Genomic DNA, 15,961 nt, shown 5'->3' on the forward strand with positions numbered 1-15,961 from the left:
TCCGGCCGACCGGCGGGGCCGCGGGTGCGGGCCGATCCCGTCCGGCCGGGACCGGCCCGGCTCACCGCGCGGCCGCGTCCCAGCCGAGCCGGGTGAGCACCGCCGAGGCGAGCGCGTCGGGACGCTCCAGCAGGTAGAAGTGGCCGCCGGGGAAGGTCAGGTGCTCGAACGAGCCCGCGGTGGTGCGCCGCCACCCCTCGACCTGCGCGGCCGTCACGGTGCCGTCGCCCTCGGCGGCGATCGAGACCACGCCGGTGCGCAGGGCCGGCCCGTCCGACGGCTCGTAGGTCTCCACCAGCCGGTAGTCGTTGCGGACGATCGGCAGCAGGTAGTCCCGCATCTCCGGCTCGTCCAGCAGCGTGGCGGGCGTGCCGCCGGTGTCGCGCAGCATCTCGGCGAACGCGTCGTCGTCCAGCAGGTGCCGCAGCCGGTGGTCGTCGTCCGCGCTGTGCCGGTGGTCGTCGTCCGGGCCGTGCGGATGGTCGTCGCCGGGGCCGGGAAGGTGCGGAGGGTGCCGCGCGGATGCGAACAGCCGTTCCACCGGGACCCCTTCGGCCTCCAGGCGGCGGGTCACCTCGTAGGCGACCAGCGCCCCCATGCTGTGGCCGAGGATCGCCAGCCGCCGTCCGGCCAGCGGCAGCAGCGCCTCGGCCGCCCGGTCGGCGAGCACCTCCATGTCGTCGACGAGTTCCTCGCCGGCGCGGGCCTCGCGCCCCGGGTACTGCACGGCGCGCACGTCCACGTCGGACCCGAACCGGTCGGCGAGTCCGCGGTAGAAGCCGGCGCTGCCGCCGGCGTGCGGGAACAGGACCAGGGTCGGGGCCTCGGCGCCGAGCGGCCGGAAGGTCCGCAGCCACGGCGTGCGGGTCGCGTCGGCGGCCCTCATCCGGCCCGCCCCGCGTCCGTGGCGGCGCCGCCCGGGGCGGAGTCGGCCACCAGCCGCCACCACGCCCGCAGCGTCGGCTCCTCGATCATCTGCGCGTAGCCGATCCGCACCCGGTACTTGCGCAGTTGGGCCGAGATGGCCATCACCCGGACCGACTCCACGCCGAGGGCCACGAGGTTGTCGTCGTCGCCGACCTTCTCGGGCGCGATGCCGAGGACGTCGGCGACGGCGGCCCGCAGGAGGTCCAGGTCCAGGTCCAGGTCCGCGCGGTGCTCGGCCGCCGCGGCCGGCGCGGACCCCGGGCCGGGCCCGGGTGCCGGGGCGGGGTCGACGACCGGGGACGTCCGCGGTGCGGCCGGGGGAGTGCCGCCGGCGGTGGTGGGCGGGCTGCTCGGATCGGGCGGCGTCACAGGTCTCCCTCGCTCGGTGGACCGAACCGCGGCATCGCTGCCGCCGGTTCGCGGGGCGTGCCCGCCGCGGATCACACGTGGACACACCGGCGGATGCTAGTTAGGCTCAGGGCAGTTAGGCAAGGCTTGCCTTAGTAATTTGCGACAATGTGTCAGCAAGCACACGGCTTCCCGCCGCCCCGCCGTGCCAGTTCCACCGCCCCGGCCCGCGGCTCCCCGCCGCGGTGCCTCCGCCGATGACAGACGACACAGGACGGTCTCCCCCGTGGCCACTCACGCCCCCGCCCACGCCCCGGCCCTGCGCTACCTGCACACCAGGACCGCCGGGGTCCCCGATCCCCTCGCCACCGCCGTCCGGCTCGCCCGGTCCGGCCTCGCCGACCGCTGCGCCGTCTACGAGCAGGACGGCCGCTGGTGGTTCGCCGGCGGCGCACTCGGCGAGGTGACGGTCCACCAGGACACCGTCACCACGCAGTGGAACGGCGAGCGCCGGGTGACCCCGCGCACCTGCGGCCACGCCGCCCAGGACCTCGGCGCCGCGCTCGCCGGCGCCCCGGTGGCCGACTGGCGCGGCTACGGCTGGGTCGCCTTCGAAAGCGCCGCCGCCGCGGTCGGCCGGGCCGCCGCCGACCCGCGGCAGCCGCTCGCCCACGCCTTCGTGCCCGCCGTCGAGGTCGAGATCGGCACCGGCGGCCTCGATGTGCGGTGCGCCGCGCCCGACCTGCTCCAGCGGGTCCTGACCGCCGTCCACACCCCCGAGGCCGTACCCGACCTGCCGGCCCGGCCGCTCGACGTGGAGGCCGAGGGCCCGGCCGCCTACGAGGAGGCCGTCGCCGACGCCGTCGCCCGCATCAACCGCGGCGACCTGGAGAAGGTCATCCTGTCCCGGCGCGTCGAGGTGCCCTTCGCCCTCGACTTCCCCGGCACCTACGCCGCCGGCCGCCGCGCCAACACCCCGGCCCGCTCCTTCCTGCTCGACCTGCCCGGCCTGCGCGCGGTCGGCTTCAGCCCCGAGACCGTCGCCGAGGTCGGCGCCGACGGCTGGGTGACCTCCCAGCCGCTGGCCGGCACCCGCGCCCGCCACGCCGACGACCCGGTGCTCGACGCCCGCACCGCCGCCGAACTGCGCACCGACGTCAAGGAGATCTACGAGCACGCGGTGTCCGTGCAGCTCGCCGACACCGAGATGCGCGCCCTGTGCGCGCCGGGCAGCGTGGCCGTGGAGGAGTTCATGGCGGTCAAGGAGCGCGGCAGCGTCCGCCACCTGGGCTCGCGGGTGCGCGGCCGGCTCCGCGCCGACCGCACCCGCTGGGACGCCCTCGCCGCGCTCTTCCCCGCCGTCACCGCGTCCGGCATCCCCAAGCCGCCCGCCTACGACGTGATCGCCGACCACGAACCGCCCCGCGGGCTGTACTCCGGCGCCGTGCTGCGTGCCACCGCCGACGGTGACCTGGACGCCGCGCTCGCGCTGCGCACCGTCTACACCCACCAGGGCCGTACCTGGGTGCGGGCCGGCGCGGGGATCGTCGGGGTCTCCCGGCCCGCCCGCGAGTACCGCGAGACGTGCGAGAAGCTCGCCAGCGTCGCGCCCTACCTGGTGCCGGCCCGCCCGTAAGGCTCCTCCAGCGGGCCGGCCGCCGTACGACGCGGCGCCGGCCCGGCCCCCACCGCGGCGAACCGCCGCCCCGCCACCGCCCACCGCGACCCCGTCGAGAGGACCCGCATGCTGCCCGGATGCGTACCCTGGCCCGCCGAAGAGGCGGACCGCTACCGCCGCGAGGGCTACTGGAAGGGGGAGCCGCTCGGCGAGCTGCTGCGGCGCGGCGCGGCCGAACACGGCGACCGCACCGCGCTGGTGGCCCGCGGCGCCCGCATCTGCTACCGCGAACTCGACGCCCGCGCCGACGACCTGGCCCGCGGCCTGTCCGCCCTCGGCATCGCCCGCGGCGACCGCGTCGTCGTCCACCTGCCCAACCGCCCCGAGTTCGTGCTCGCCACCTTCGCCCTGCTGCGGATCGGCGCGCTGCCCGTCTACGCCCTGCCGGCCCACCGCGAGCGGGAGATCGGCCACATGTGCGCCTTCGCCGGCGCGGCCGCGTACCTGACCGCCGACCGGTACCTCGGCCACGACTACCGCGAGACCGCGCGCAAGGTGGCCGCGCTGCCCGAAGTGGCGCTGCGGCACGTCCTGGTGGCCGGCGACGCGCAGGAGTTCACCGCGCTGGAGTCGGTGGAAAGCGCCGGCCGCGCGCTGCGGGACACCCCGCTGCCGCCGCCCGGCCCGTCCGACGACGCGGCCCTCTTCCTGCTGTCGGGCGGCACCACCGGCCTGCCCAAGCTCATCCCGCGCACCCACGACGACTACGCCTACAACGCCCGCGCCGCGGCGCGGGTCTGCGGCTTCGACCAGGACACGGTCTACCTCGCCGCCCTGCCGGCCGCCCACAACTTCGCGCTCGCCTGCCCCGGCGTCCTGGGCACCCTCGCGGTCGGCGGCACCGTGGTGCTCCCGGACGACCCGAGCCCGCAGGAGTCGCTGCGGCTGGTGGCCGAGGAGCGCGTCACCGCCACCGCGCTCGTGCCCTCGCTGCTGGCGCTGTGGCTCGACGCCCAGGAGTGGCTGCCCGAGGACCTCTCCAGCCTGCGGCTGGTCCAGGTCGGCGGCGCCCGGCCGGACGCCGCCACGGCCGCGCGGGTGCGCCCGGTGCTCGGCTGCACCCTCCAGCAGGTGTTCGGCATGGCGGAGGGGCTGCTGTGCCTGACCCGTCCCGACGACCCGGCGGACCTGGTGCTCTCCTGCCAGGGGCGCCCGCTCAGCCCGGCCGACGAGGTGCGGGTCGTGGACGGCGCCGGCGAGCAGGTGCCGCCCGGCGCGGTCGGCGAACTGCTGGCCCGCGGCCCCTACACGCTGCGCGGCTACTACCGGCTGCCCGAGCACAACGCCCGTGTGTTCGCCGGCGGCTGGTACCGCACCGGGGACCTCGTCCGCAGGCTGCCCGATGGCAACCTGGCGGTGGAGGGGCGGGTCAAGGAGGTCATCAACCGGGCCGGGGAGAAGGTCTCCGCGGAGGAGGTCGAGGAGCACCTCGCCGCGCACCCCGCGGTCCGGCAGGCCGCGGTGGTCGGCGAGAGCGACCCGGTGCTCGGCGAGCGGATCAGCGCGTTCGTCGTGGTCGAGGACGGCGCCGCCTGCCCCACGCCCGGCGAGCTGGCCGACTTCCTGCGCGCCCGCGGGGTGGCGGCGTACAAGGCCCCGGACCGGCTCGCGCCCATCCCGTTCCTCCCCCTCACCGCGATCGGCAAGGTCGACCGCAAGGCGCTGCCCACCGCGGCCCCGTGATCCCGCCTCGGGCCGCCCGGCCCGGGCCCGCGCGCACGCGCGCCCGGGCCGGGGCCCGGGGTCACGCGAGGTCGGCGTCGGTGGTGAGTGTCGGGTCGTCGGGGTCGCCGCCCGCGGCCACGGCGGCCTGGTAGGCGGCCAACACCTGCACGTCGCGCTCGTCACTGGTCAGATCCCGCTTCCAGTACGCCGATGCCTGCAACTGGGGGCGCGGCAGGCCGCGTTCGTCGAGCAGGCAGCGGCGGAGGGAGCGGGCCGCGCCGGCCTCGGCGCCGATCCACGCCTGGGCGGCGGCGAACGGCCGGTCCACGTCGCGCACCGCCTTCTCCAGCGGCCCGCCCGGGCCGGCGGGGACGCCGTCGCGGTACAGCCAGACCACCTCCGCGCCGGCCGGCACGGCCAGGTTGATCCGGTCGGCCGCGCCGTCGACCTCGATCAGAGCCACCACCTCGGTGCCGTCCGGCAGCGACTCCAGGATGGCCGCGATGGCGGGCAGCGCGGTCTCGTCGCCGGCCAGCAGGTGCCATGCCGCCTCGGGGGAGGCGGCGAACTCGTGGCGGGGTCCGGCGAGGGCGACCTCGTCGCCCGGCTCCGCGGTCCGTGCCCACACGCTGGCGGGGGTGTCGCCGTGCAGCAGCACGTCCACGGTCAGTTCGTGGGCGGCCGGGTCGAACCGGCGGGCGGTGAAGGCGCGCAGCACCGGCGGCACCGCGCCGGGCGCGTACTCGGGCAGGCCGCCCGCGCCGACGACCGGCAGGTCGACGGTCCGGCGCCCGGCCGGAGGCAGCATGAACTTCCAGGCGTCGGCGGGCAGTCCGCCCTCCGCGCAGCCGGCCAGCTCCGCGCCGCCGACGGTGATGCGGCGCATTCGCGCGGTCAGGTCGGCGGTGCGCAGCACCTGCGCGCGACGGACCCGGACCTGCGGCCGGGTCTGCCGGGTGCGGCGGCGCAGCTCCTCCTGGATCGGGGGCATGGGTTACTCCTTGCGAGGTGGTGGTGCGGCCGCCGACGTCCGTGCGGCGGAAGGGGGGACGGAAGCGGAACAGAAGAAAGGTATGCCTAACCAAAGTTATTGGCAACGGGCTGTTGCTAAAGGCGCGCGGAGGGCGGGTTCGCCCAGGTCGGGAGGGCTGGGGGAGAATGAGGGGCATGACCGGGAACAGCGAGCCGCCCCCGCCGCGCCGCACACAGGCGCGGCCGGCCGCGGTGCGGGCGCCGCGCACCCCACGACTGGGGCGCCCGCCGCAGGTCGACCGCGAGGCGATCGTCCGCGCCGCCGTCGCCGTCGGCTTCGGCAAGCTGGGAATGAGCACCGTCGCCCAGCGGCTCGGCACCAAGCACTCGACGCTCTACCGCTACTTCGCCACCCGGGACGAGCTGGTCGCGGCCACCGTCGATGCGGTGGTCGCGGAGACCGACTGGCCGGAGCCGTCCGGGAGTTGGCGGCCGGACCTGGCGGCCTACGCGTGGACCACCTACCGGCTGCTGGAGCGCTACCCGGGGCTGGCCGCCCACATCGTCTCGCTGCGCGGCACCTCGGCCGCCTACGGCCGGGTGAACGAGCGCGTGGTCACCCACCTGGTGGACCTCGGGTTCTCCGCCGAGAGCGCGATCCTCGCGCACGACGTGGTGCACGAACAGGTGCTGATGTTCTTCCTGGCCGGACAGGGCGGCGAGGGCGACGAGGGGGCCACCACCCCGCAGCGCGCCGCCGAACTGCGGCGCGAGTTGCTGCCGGACGCCCTGGAAGAGGTGGACCCGCGGCTGCGGGAGGCGCTGACGGGCATCGTGCGGGGAGAGCCGGGCGGCTGGTTCGCCCGCAAGCTGGAAGTGCTGCTCGACGGCCTGGCCGGCCTGGCACCCGAGGCGGCCTGAGGCACCCGAGCGGCACGGCGCGGGGCCGTACCGGCCGCGAGGTCACGCGTCCCCCGCCGCCGGTACGGCACCCCGCGCCGCGGACATCCGCCCGGCGCCGGGCCTACCCCACCGGATCGAGGTCCCGCCGGCGCGAGGAGGCCGGGCGCATGTCGGTCCACACCCGCACCACGTACGCCAGGCACGCCTCCCGTGATCCGCGCACGCCGGTCGGGTGCCAGTGCGGCGGCACCGGCACGGCTGCCGGCCACAGCGAGGACTGGCCCTCGTCGTTGACCAGCACCAGGTGGCTGCCGGTCCCGCCGGCGGGCGACGCCTCACGGGCGCCGGCCCGGGCCAGGAACGGGCAGGCCGGCGTGGCGCCGTCCGCGCTGTCGGGCAGGAAGTACTGCCGCCACTCGCGGTTGCCCTCCTCGCCGTGGTTCCCCAACTGCGGGGCCGGCTCCATGCCGTCGAACCGCCGGATGCGGTTGCGGATCACCTGGCGCGCCTTGGCCCCGCGCGGGGTGTGCGGCTCCAGCCCCTCGAACACCCACCGCGGCTGGAAGGTGATCATGAAGTGCGGGCTGTGCCGGCTGTGCCGGTCGACGTGGGAGGGGGTGTTGCAGACCACGAAGATCTCGGTGCCGGCGTAGCTGAACTCCCACCAGAGGTCCTCGGGGTCCAGCGGGGTGTCCGCCGGCCACGGCTCGGTGTCGCCGTCGTGCAGGTACTGGAGCACCTCCCAGAAGCGCCGGAAGTACGCGTCCACGCCCAGCGGCTGGTCCTCGGGCGGCCCGAAGAACACCACCAGCGAGGTGTCCTTGCCCAGGTCGCGGTAGATGTCCAGGTATTCGCGCAGGATGCCGGCGAGCGGCGCCCACGCGGCCTCGTCGTGCGCGCTGTCGACGAAGCCGAAGCGCAGGGACTCCTTCTTGGCGGCGGCCACGGCGAAGGTGCACGGGAACGGCTTCTCGGTGCCGACCAGGGTGGCCAGCAGGTCCGAGGCGGCGGCCTGGCCCCAGTCGGGCACGGCGCCGATGGTCCGGGCCGCCAGGGCCGGGCGGGTGGGGGCGGGGGCGCCGTCAAGGGCGCCGGTGGGTTCGAAACGGTCGTCGGTCGCGGACACGTTGGCGGACACGATGGGGTGACTCCATCCCGGGTCGGGGGCTCCCGGCGCGCTCGCCGGGGCCCGGGGGTGCGGCGGCCGGCGGTCAGAACCGGGCGTACATGTCCTCGGGGATGATCGGCTGGTGGTAGGTGCACTCGCCGGACAGCACCGTGGAGCCGTGCAGCCGCGACACCGGGATGAGGACCTTGTCCCCCTCGTGCAGGTCTATCTTGTGGGTGACGTTGTTCCAGAAGTGCATCTCGCCGCGCTCGACCATCACCAGCCGGTGCTCGTTGTGCACGTGGGTGGTCGAGGTCTCCTCGTGGCTCTCCACGAAGGTGTCCAGGTCCACGGTGATGTCGTTGTCCTCGATGTGGCGGCTGATGCGCTCGGCCTTCTCCTGGTGCAGCGGGATGTCGTCGGCCCACGCGAGCTGGAGCGCCAGGTCCTCGTCCCACAGTTGGGCGAACCAGGCGGCGTCGGCGAAGCCGTCGTGGAAGCGGCGCACGGCCGACGGACCGTACAGGCGGATCAGCGGCTCGATCCAGCGGTCGGTGAACTCGCGCAGGTGGCCCGGCTGTTCGGCCAGGTGCGCCAGCAGGCCCGAGCGCACCCCGAGGCCGTCCTCGAAGACGTCGGCGAAGCGGGTGGCGGTCACCGCGCGGTCGATGCTCTGGTGGACCAGCGCGCCGAGGAACTCCGGGTAGCGCTCGCGGTCGCGCGACAGCCAGTGCAGGTGGTTGCCCCGGGCGAGCGAGGTGCCCAGGTAGAGCTGCCAGTAGGCGCCCGTGGTGGTCTTCAGCCCGCCGCCCTCCACCAGGGCCCGGTACTCCTCGTGCAGGCCGGCCCAGGTGCGGTAGTCGTCCAGCAGCGCGGTGCGGGCGCCGGGGTGCCCCGCGTCGAACTCGCCCAGCGCCGCCCGCCCGGTGGCGAGGTAGCTCGCCGGCAGGTACGCCGACAGTTGGAGCAGCACGAACGTCGCCGACGCCTTGCGGTCCTTCGTGCCCAGCGCCGTGGTGAAGGCCCGGCCCGGCTCGGCCAGGCGCTGCTGGTGGTACTCCTCGACGGCGGCGGCGACCTGGTCGGGGGAGTAGCCGGGCAGCGGCTTGCGCTCGCCCGGGAGCAGGCTGAACAGGTGCTGCTCCAGGATCGGCGCGGCGAGCGCGCCCAGGATGCGGTTCTCGTCGTTGTAGAACGACGCGGCGTCGCGTTCGGCGTCCCCGTTCGGGGCGGGCGGCAGGAACAGCAGCCCGCTGTCGTAGACGTTGCGCAGCATCCGGTGCCCGAGCAGCGCGCTGAGCTTGAGGGCCTTGGCCGCCGGCATCTTCCTGCCGTAGTTCAGCCATGCCAGGTCGTCGGGGCGCACCGGCCGGCGGTAGGGGTTCTCCTCGGTGGTGAGCTCCTCCCACTCGGCGGCCCGGAACGCGGGGTTCGCGGCGAACGCCTTGACGACGTCGTTGAGTTCACCGTTCGCGAGCTGGGCGATGGTCTCCGAGTGCTCCAGGGGCATGTCGGTCCTCCAGACGGATCGGGCGTGCGGGCACGGCGGCGCCGCGCGCCGCAGGCAGGCAACACGCTGTCATTTATTGCTTAGGTAAGCCTTACCTTATGGTGGATTGCCGTCAAGTCCCCACCGTCGCCCGGTGCGCGGCGCCGGGGACCGGAGTGCGCCGTGGCGGTGCGCCGCGCGGCCCCGCGACGACCGCATGGCCCCGCTTTGGTTCGAGTTCGCCCCCCGGGCGGCCCGCGGCGACGTGCGCAGTGTCACAGCGCCGGCACGCGCCGCCCGGCGGAGACCGTCCGCCCGGCGGAGACCGCCCGGCAGGCGTCGCCCGGCGGGCACGCGTCGGCCCGCCCGCCGTCCCGCGGGGGAGCGGGACGGCGAGCGGGCCGACGGCGGTTCAGGCGAGCGGGAAGCTGGGCGGGAAGAGGCGGTCCGGCGGCCGCCCGAGCCGGTCGCGCCCCGCGTAGGCGGACCTCATCCGGTCGAACAGCTCCTGCGCCCGCGCCCGCAGCGGGCCGGTCCGCACGCCGGGTACCCGGCCGTCCCTGACCACGACGCGCCCGGCGATCATCGACATCCGCACCGCGCGGCCGGTGCCGTTGGACAGCAGGGTGCGCACCGGGTCGTCGAGGACCCCGTCCCGCACGTCGTCCAGGGCGAAGGCGACCAGGTCGGCCTGCGCGCCCGGGGCGATTCTGCCCAGGTCCTCCCGCCCGAGCGCCGCGGCCCCGGCCACCGTGGCGGCGCGGACGTAGTCGGCGGGCGTGACCGTGTCCGTCCGGCCGCTCTGCACCTTCGCGAGGTTGACCCCGAAGTCCATGCCGCGCACCAGGTCCGGCGGGAACGAGTCGGTGCCGAGCGCGATGTTCAGGCCCGCCGCCCGGTAGCGGGCGAAGGTCTCCATCGCCGAGCCGTAGCGCGCCGAGGTGAGCGGGCAGTGGACGACGCTCACCCGGTTCTCGACCAGCCGCGCCAGGTCCCGGTCGGTGCCGGCGCCCACCGAGGAGTGCGCGTCCAGGTGGATGCCGTGCGGCACCAGGAGCCGGTCGCCGAGCAGCCCGGCGCGCTCCAGCACGGACAGCGGGTCGCCGCGGCCCTGCTCGGCGAGCCGGTGGCGCTCGGCGACGCCCTGCAGGCAGTGCAGCCGGACCTTGACGTCGAGGCTCCGCGCCGCCTCGGCGGTGGCGGCCAGCAGGTCGTCCGACATCGTCTCGACGCGGCAGGGCAGCAGGACCGGGCGCAGCAGCGCGTCGTGCTCCTCGCGCAGCCATCGCGCGAACCGCACCGCGTCGGCGAGGCCGGTCCGCCCGGCCTCCTCGTCCCACCAGACGGTCGCGCTGCCGTCCGCGCGCACCGCGCCGACACCCGAGCGGTAGCTCGGGCCCAGGTAGCAGCGCAGCCCCAGCGCGCGGGCCTCGCGCGCCATGTCCACGGCCTCGTCGTAGGTCTCGGCCCACCGGCTGTGGGTCTCCGCGGCGATCGGCATCGCCGTGGTGACGCCGTGCAGCAGGAGCTGTACGAAGGCGTAGCGGCGGACGAACGCCTTCTCCTCGCGGGTGAACACGTCCCGGGGACCCTGCTCCAGGTAGCGCAGCGACCAGGTGAGGTCCCGGGCGTGCTGGGGGCCGCCGAAGGAGTCCAGCAGCGCGTGGTCGATGTCGGCCAGCGCGTCGAGGTCGATCAGGCCGGGCATCAGCAGAGCCGACCCCAGCTCGACCGTGCGGGTCCCGGGGGCCGGCTGCGCCGTGGTGCGCGGCCCGACGCGGACGATCCGGCCGCCGTCCACCTCGACCTCGCCGTCGCGCAGCAGCGCGTGGTCGGTGCCCGCCCAGGCCAGGACGTGGTCGGCGTGCAGCCGGATCACGCGTCGACCAGTTTCAGGTCGACCGCCACCACGCGGCCCCGGCGGATCACCGTGCGCCCAGGCGGGCGGTCCATGACCGCGGCCGCGGGAGCCTCCGCGTCGACCAGGACGAAGTCCGCCGGGTCGCCGGCGGAGACCCCCGGGTGCCGGCCGTCGCCCTGCCGCGGGGCGGCCGCGGAGACGATCCGGGCGCCGCCGGCGGTGGCGACGGCGAGCGCCTGCTCCACCTGCGGGTCGTTGCGGAAGCCGTTGGTGAACGCCAGCTGCCAGGTCCGGTCCAGCAGGTCGCCGTTGCCGTAGGGCGACCAGTAGTCGCGCTGCCCGTCGTCGCCGAGCCCGACCCGCAGGCCGGCGGAGGTGAGGCGGTCCAGCGGCAGCGTGTGGGGCGCGGCAGGCGCGCAGGTGGTGACGGCGATGTCCAGTTCGGCCATCCGCTCCAGCGCCTGCCGCAGTTCCGGCTCCGGCAGGTGCGCGAGGGCGAAGGCGTGCGAGACGGTGACCTGGCCGGCCATCTTCAGGGCCGCGGTACGCTCCATGATCTTGGTGAGGCTGAACAGGCCCAGCTCGCCGGGTTCGTGCAGGTGGATGTCGACCGGAACCCGGAAGCGCTCGGCCAGGGCGAAGACGATGTCGAGGTGCCGCACCGGGTCGCCGTCCAGGGCGCAGGGGTCGATGCCCCCGACCACGTCGGCGCCCTGCTCCAGTGCCTTTGCCATCAGGTCCGGCACCCCCGGCTCGCGCAGCAGGCCGGCCTGCGGGAAGGCCACGATCTGGACCTCGGCGCGGTCCCGGTGGTGCTCGCGCGCGGCGCGCACCGCCTGGAAGCGCTCCAGCCGGGCGTCGGCGTCGATCTGGGCGAACGACCGGACCCGCGTGGTGCCGTGGGCCACGAGCACGCCCAGCAGGTGCCGGGCGCGCTCGGCCATCGAGGTCTCCGCGGTGCGCCAGTGGGCCCGGTCGTGCAGGACGTTGGGCCAGACGCCGCCGGGGGAGTCGTTCGGGCGCCAGGGCAGGCCGACCCGGTTGGAGTCGAGGTGGACGTGGGCGTCGCTGAAGGACGGCAGCAGGAGTCGGCCCGCCGCGTCGAGGACCGGGGGCGCGGACGCGGCGGTGGGGGACCGGGGTTCCGAGGGCGTCCCGGCTGTCGCGGCCGCCGTCGCGGGCCGAGCGGGCGGCACGCCGCCGGCGGGGGTGACGGCCGTGACGACGCCGTCGCGGATGTGGACGTCCGCCCGGTCGCCGCCCCACGGGCGGGCGTTGGTGACGATCAGGGTGCCGTGCTGGGTCATGTCACTCCCCGAAAGCGCTCAGGGTCGGGATGCGGCCGCGCTCGATGTGCGCGTACGCCACCGACTCGGCGGTCCGCTGGTGGCCGGAGCGGATCGCGTCGAACAGTTCGTGGTGCTCCTGGCAGGCGAGGTTCTGGTCCCGCCCCGAGGTCAGGTAGAACAGCCACACCATCCGGCTGACGACGGCGTTCATCAGCGAGACCATCAGCGCGTTGTCGGTGCTGAGCACGACGGCCTCGTGGAAGGCGGCGCTCGCCTCGGCGACGCTGAGGTGGTCGTGCTCGCCGGTGGCGTCCAGGTGCCGGTGGGAGCGGGCGAGCGCGGCTTCCATGTCGGTGGCGTCGCGCCCGTCCGCCATCCGGCGGGCGGCCAGCCCCGCGGCGGCGACCTCCACCGCCAGGCGTACGTCGAACAGGTCGTGGATCGCCTGCGTGGTCCAGGTGTCCACGACGGCGCCGCGCCGGGGCACCGTCCTGACCAGGCCGTCGGTCTCCAACTGCTGGATGGCCTCGCGCAGCGGGACCCGCGAGACCGACAGGTCCTCGGCGATCTTCTGCTCCGGCAGCCGTGACCCCTGCGGGTAGGCGCCGACGAGGATGCGCCGGCGCAGCGAGGTGTAGGTCCGCACCGCCAGCGAGGGTTCGGCGGGCGACGGGGCCGAGCGGGCGGAGGGGGCGTCGGCGGTGGCGCGTCCGGCGGGCCGGCTGGTCATGAGATCACATCCGAGAGGGTGAGCAACTGGATCAGTCGATTGTCGATGATGGTGCGCAACTCCTGCCGTGCGCGGGGTAGTTCGACCTCCTCGTCGCGCGCGGAGCGGATCCGCACGTCCATCAGCACGTCCTGGGCGCCGAGCCCGGCCGAGGAGACCACGTAGCGGAACCCGAGGTCCCGCTCGTAGCCGGCGGCCAGTTCGGCGATGAGGCGGCGGACGCCGTCGTCGGCCCCCAGCACACCGGACTCCTCGCGCCGCGACAGCGCGGCGCGGGCGGTCTCCTCGCGTGCCGTCGGCGCGGGCCGGGTGCCTTCGGCCCCGTCCGTGTCGGAGCCGTCGGTCCGATCCGTGCCGGTGTCGTCGGTCCCGTCCGGGCCGGTGCCTTCGGCCGTGGCCGCCATCGGCTTGCAGTGCGCCAGCATCGCCACCAGGTCCGGCACGGGAGCCGCCCCCGTCTCCTGCCACGCCGCATCGACCAGGTCGGCGGCGCTCGCCCCCGCCCCGGCCCGGGCCAGCACCCGCTCCTGCCAGGGCCCGTGCGGGCAGGCGACGTCCAGCACGCGTCCCACCCGCTCCGGGTCGGGCACCCGCCGCAGGCCGGCCAGCGCCTGGTCGAAGCGCGCGGCCGCCTGCTGCGGGTCGAGCCAGCGCGGGTAGCCGGGGACCGCCGCGACCGCGGTGTCCATCGCGCGCCGCAGGGCGCGGACCTCCGCGCCGCTGAGGTCGTCGTGGCCCTGCCGCGCGCCGAGCGCCCGCACCATCCCCTCCGAGCTGAGCCCGCCCCACACCCACGTCATCTCCTGCCCCATCCGCGCCGGCACCAGACCGTGGCTGACCGGGGGGAAGGCGCCCTGACCCTGGGTCAGGGCGGCGACGACGTCGCCCGGCATGTGCTTGAGGTAGGCGTAGCCGCCGGTCAGCGGCTTCAGCGCGGGCAGCGGCACGCCCGACTCGCGGGCCACCACCCGCGCCACGTGCTGGATGCGCTCCAGGTGCAGGCCGGTGTCCACGCCGTAGAGGGTCTCCAGCGCGAGCACCACCTCCTCCAGCGGGGCGAAGCCGCAGCGGTAGGACATGCCGTTCATGGCGACGTCCGGATGGGCCCCGGCGGTGGCCGCGGCGATCGCGCCGGCGGTGGCGAGCCCGAACTCGTCGTGGACGTGCATGGTCACCGGCACCTGCCGGCTCAGGCCGGCCCGGAAGCGGCGCACGAACAGCTTCATCGCCTCGGGGGCGAGGCTGCTGGTGGAGTCCATCAGGTCCAACCGTCGGGCACCCAGGCGCACCGCGTGGTCGGCCATGGCCAGCATCCGCCCGAAGTCGCGCCGGCCGACCTGCGCGAAGGTGGTGGTGGTGTCCAGGCCGGCCCGCCCGGCGTACTCGAAGTAGTCGGCCAGCTCGTCGAGTTGGCGCTTCTGCGCGTCGTCGTCCGGGGCTTCGAGGATGCCCGGCGCGGCGGTGGTGACGCCCGCCTCGGCGAGCATGTCGACGGTCCGGCGCATCGAGGTCTGCTGGTGGTCGCGGCCGTTGCCGACCAGGGTGTCGGTGTAGACGTTGAGCCGGAACGGGAATCCGCCCTCCACGATCGCCTGGAGCAGCGCCCAGTCCTGCGGGGCCGGGTGATCGGCCCCGGTCCAGGTGACGTTGATGCTCTCGTCCCGCACGCCGAGTTCCGCCAGCGCCTCGGCGATGCGCTGGAAGCCGAGCCGGGAGGTGGTGTGCCCGGCGGTGAAGAGCGTCTTGCGCAGCGTGGAGTCGATCAGCCGCAGCGGCGCGGGGAAGTCGAACTCCCCCAGCACCTGCGGCTCGAAGTTCACCGGGCTGACCGAGTGGCTGCCCGGGACGTGCGGCCGGCGATCGGGATTGAGCATTCCAACTCCAGTGGGGGACGCGAAGGGGCAGGGCGAGGCCGTCAGCGGGCGGCGACGGCCGGCGGGACGGCGGGGGAGCCGACCGGCCAGCGGGGACGGGACTTCACGGCCGGCGGCGTGTAGGGCCCGGCCGCCGTGGTGTTCTTGCCGAGGCCGACCAGCGCCTCCGCGAGCGCGACCGCCGCGGCCACCCCGTCCACGACCGGCACCCCGAGCGCCGCCTCCAGGCGGGCGTCCAGGCCGGCCATCCCCGCGCAGCCGAGGACCAGCACGTCCGCGCCCGCCTCCAGCAGCCGCCGGCCCTCGGCGGCGAGCGCGTCGGCGGTGCGCTCCACGTCGGCGTCCAGGGCGAGCACCCCGATGTCGCAGGCGCGCACGCCCACGCAGCGCTGGAGCAGCCCGGCCGCGCGCAGGCTGTCGCGGACCGGCGCGACCGCCTGCGGAACCGTGGTGACCACGCCGTAGTCGGAGCCGAGCAGGCAGGCGAGTTGGGCGGCCGCCTCGGTGATGTCCACGACCGGCACGCGCAGCAACTGCCGCGCCCCCTCCCGTCCGTGCTCGCCGAATCCGGCCATCACCACGGCGTCGAACTCCTCCGTGGTCGTGCTCAGCAGGTCCAGGACGGCCGCCGCGGAGATGAAGCTGTCGTAGTAGCCCTCGGCGGACTCGACTCCCCAGGACGGCTGGACGGCCAGGATCACCGTGCCGGGCCGGGCCGCGGCACTGGCCACGGCCGCGATCCCCTCGGTCATGGCGGTCGAGGTGTTGCAGTTGACCACGAGCACTCGCATGGGTGTCTTCGCCTCGCTGTCGGGGGCTCTGTTGACGGCACGGTCCGGGTGCGCTCGGCACCGGCCGGCCCTCACGGCGCTACGCCGCCGCGCCGCTGCGCGGGACGTGCGGGGTAGGTACGGGGCCTGCCGGTCGGGCACCCCGCTCGGACCCCATCTGTATACCAGAATCGCATTCCGGGGAAGGGTCCGCCGGGGATGTGCCTATTTAACATGAGGTTTACCTGAACTCGTTCAACCGCTAACACGGAACGGTATACCGTCCTGCCATTCCGGGTTGCCGCCCCGGCACCCCCGAAGGCGCACAGCGCCCCGCGGCGCCCGCT

General features: G+C 75.4%; 13 protein-coding genes. 3 read left to right on the top strand and 10 right to left on the bottom strand.

The annotated features are described in order from the left end of the window. Positions 1 to 61 precede the first annotated feature (61 nt). Positions 62 to 886 (bottom strand): thioesterase II family protein, encoded by an 825-nt coding sequence (locus RVR_RS36280; protein WP_202238244.1) that lies wholly within the window; start codon positions 884 to 886, stop codon positions 62 to 64. Continuing rightward, positions 883 to 1,296 carry a phosphopantetheine-binding protein gene (locus tag RVR_RS36285; RefSeq protein ID WP_202238245.1) on the bottom strand — a complete coding sequence of 138 codons (414 nt, stop codon included), beginning with the start codon at positions 1,294 to 1,296 and terminating at the stop codon, positions 883 to 885. Before RVR_RS36285 ends, RVR_RS36280 begins: the two co-directional genes overlap by 4 nt. Before the next feature lie 265 nt (positions 1,297 to 1,561). Between RVR_RS36285 and RVR_RS36290 the strand changes: the two genes are divergently transcribed. Together RVR_RS36290 and RVR_RS36295 are read left to right on the top strand one after the other, a co-directional pair. Next, on the top strand, positions 1,562 to 2,911 hold the full coding sequence (locus tag RVR_RS36290; protein ID WP_237405180.1) for a salicylate synthase: 1,350 nt from the start codon (positions 1,562 to 1,564) through the stop codon (positions 2,909 to 2,911). 108 nt (positions 2,912 to 3,019) lie between these two features. Next, the gene (locus RVR_RS36295; protein ID WP_202238246.1) at positions 3,020 to 4,636 is read left to right on the top strand and encodes a (2,3-dihydroxybenzoyl)adenylate synthase; all 1,617 of its coding nucleotides are present in this window, start codon (positions 3,020 to 3,022) and stop codon (positions 4,634 to 4,636) included. A gap of 61 nt (positions 4,637 to 4,697) precedes the next feature. Here RVR_RS36295 and RVR_RS36300 read toward each other — a convergent pair whose 3' ends face one another. Continuing rightward, the gene (locus RVR_RS36300; protein ID WP_202238247.1) at positions 4,698 to 5,609 is read right to left on the bottom strand and encodes a siderophore-interacting protein; all 912 of its coding nucleotides are present in this window, start codon (positions 5,607 to 5,609) and stop codon (positions 4,698 to 4,700) included. Positions 5,610 to 5,785: 176 nt separating this feature from the next. Here RVR_RS36300 and RVR_RS36305 point away from each other — a divergent pair, with 176 nt between their 5' ends. Then, a complete protein-coding gene (locus tag RVR_RS36305; RefSeq protein WP_237405181.1) occupies positions 5,786 to 6,511 on the top strand; it encodes a TetR/AcrR family transcriptional regulator in 726 nt (241 codons plus the stop codon). A 103-nt stretch (positions 6,512 to 6,614) separates the two neighbouring features. Here the strand turns inward: RVR_RS36305 and RVR_RS39020 are convergent, their stop codons facing one another. The 7 genes from RVR_RS39020 to RVR_RS36340 all read right to left on the bottom strand — a co-directional run bounded on the left by RVR_RS39020 (position 6,615) and on the right by RVR_RS36340 (position 15,635). Beyond that, positions 6,615 to 7,631: a YqcI/YcgG family protein gene (locus RVR_RS39020; RefSeq protein ID WP_346731500.1), complete on the bottom strand. Its 1,017-nt coding sequence runs from the start codon at positions 7,629 to 7,631 to the stop codon at positions 6,615 to 6,617. 73 nt (positions 7,632 to 7,704) lie between these two features. Next, positions 7,705 to 9,111 carry a cupin domain-containing protein gene (locus RVR_RS36315; protein ID WP_202238248.1) on the bottom strand — a complete coding sequence of 469 codons (1,407 nt, stop codon included), beginning with the start codon at positions 9,109 to 9,111 and terminating at the stop codon, positions 7,705 to 7,707. A gap of 391 nt (positions 9,112 to 9,502) precedes the next feature. Next, a complete protein-coding gene (locus RVR_RS36320; protein ID WP_202238249.1) occupies positions 9,503 to 10,969 on the bottom strand; it encodes a chlorohydrolase family protein in 1,467 nt (488 codons plus the stop codon). Then, positions 10,966 to 12,258, bottom strand: coding sequence for an amidohydrolase (locus tag RVR_RS36325; RefSeq protein WP_346731501.1), 1,293 nt, complete (start codon positions 12,256 to 12,258; stop codon positions 10,966 to 10,968). The genes RVR_RS36320 and RVR_RS36325 overlap by 4 nt, the downstream gene beginning before the upstream one ends. 1 nt (position 12,259) lies before the next feature. Continuing rightward, positions 12,260 to 12,970, bottom strand: coding sequence for a GntR family transcriptional regulator (locus RVR_RS36330; protein WP_202238250.1), 711 nt, complete (start codon positions 12,968 to 12,970; stop codon positions 12,260 to 12,262). Then, a complete protein-coding gene (locus tag RVR_RS36335) occupies positions 12,967 to 14,844 on the bottom strand; it encodes a 2-oxo-4-hydroxy-4-carboxy-5-ureidoimidazoline decarboxylase (RefSeq protein WP_202238251.1) in 1,878 nt (625 codons plus the stop codon). The genes RVR_RS36330 and RVR_RS36335 overlap by 4 nt, the downstream gene beginning before the upstream one ends. A 41-nt stretch (positions 14,845 to 14,885) precedes the next feature. Beyond that, positions 14,886 to 15,635 carry an aspartate/glutamate racemase family protein gene (locus tag RVR_RS36340; protein WP_202238252.1) on the bottom strand — a complete coding sequence of 250 codons (750 nt, stop codon included), beginning with the start codon at positions 15,633 to 15,635 and terminating at the stop codon, positions 14,886 to 14,888. Positions 15,636 to 15,961: the final 326 nt, after the last annotated feature.

Origin of the sequence: Streptomyces sp. SN-593 (assembly GCF_016756395.1) — a bacterium.
Lineage (GTDB): Bacteria > Actinomycetota > Actinomycetes > Streptomycetales > Streptomycetaceae > Actinacidiphila > Actinacidiphila reveromycinica.

What these genes read in the sequence shown, in the direction of transcription:
- RVR_RS36280 (WP_202238244.1), bottom strand. Translation starts at nt 886, where the DNA reads ATGAGGGCCGCCGACGCGACCCGCACGCCGTGGCTGCGGACCTTCCGG.
- RVR_RS36295 (WP_202238246.1), top strand. Translation starts at nt 3,020, where the DNA reads ATGCTGCCCGGATGCGTACCCTGGCCCGCCGAAGAGGCGGACCGCTAC.
- RVR_RS36300 (WP_202238247.1), bottom strand. Translation starts at nt 5,609, where the DNA reads ATGCCCCCGATCCAGGAGGAGCTGCGCCGCCGCACCCGGCAGACCCGG.
- RVR_RS36305 (WP_237405181.1), top strand. Translation starts at nt 5,786, where the DNA reads ATGACCGGGAACAGCGAGCCGCCCCCGCCGCGCCGCACACAGGCGCGG.
- RVR_RS36315 (WP_202238248.1), bottom strand. Translation starts at nt 9,111, where the DNA reads ATGCCCCTGGAGCACTCGGAGACCATCGCCCAGCTCGCGAACGGTGAA.
- RVR_RS36325 (WP_346731501.1), bottom strand. Translation starts at nt 12,258, where the DNA reads ATGACCCAGCACGGCACCCTGATCGTCACCAACGCCCGCCCGTGGGGC.
- RVR_RS36330 (WP_202238250.1), bottom strand. Translation starts at nt 12,970, where the DNA reads ATGACCAGCCGGCCCGCCGGACGCGCCACCGCCGACGCCCCCTCCGCC.
- RVR_RS36335 (WP_202238251.1), bottom strand. Translation starts at nt 14,844, where the DNA reads ATGCTCAATCCCGATCGCCGGCCGCACGTCCCGGGCAGCCACTCGGTC.
- RVR_RS36340 (WP_202238252.1), bottom strand. Translation starts at nt 15,635, where the DNA reads ATGCGAGTGCTCGTGGTCAACTGCAACACCTCGACCGCCATGACCGAG.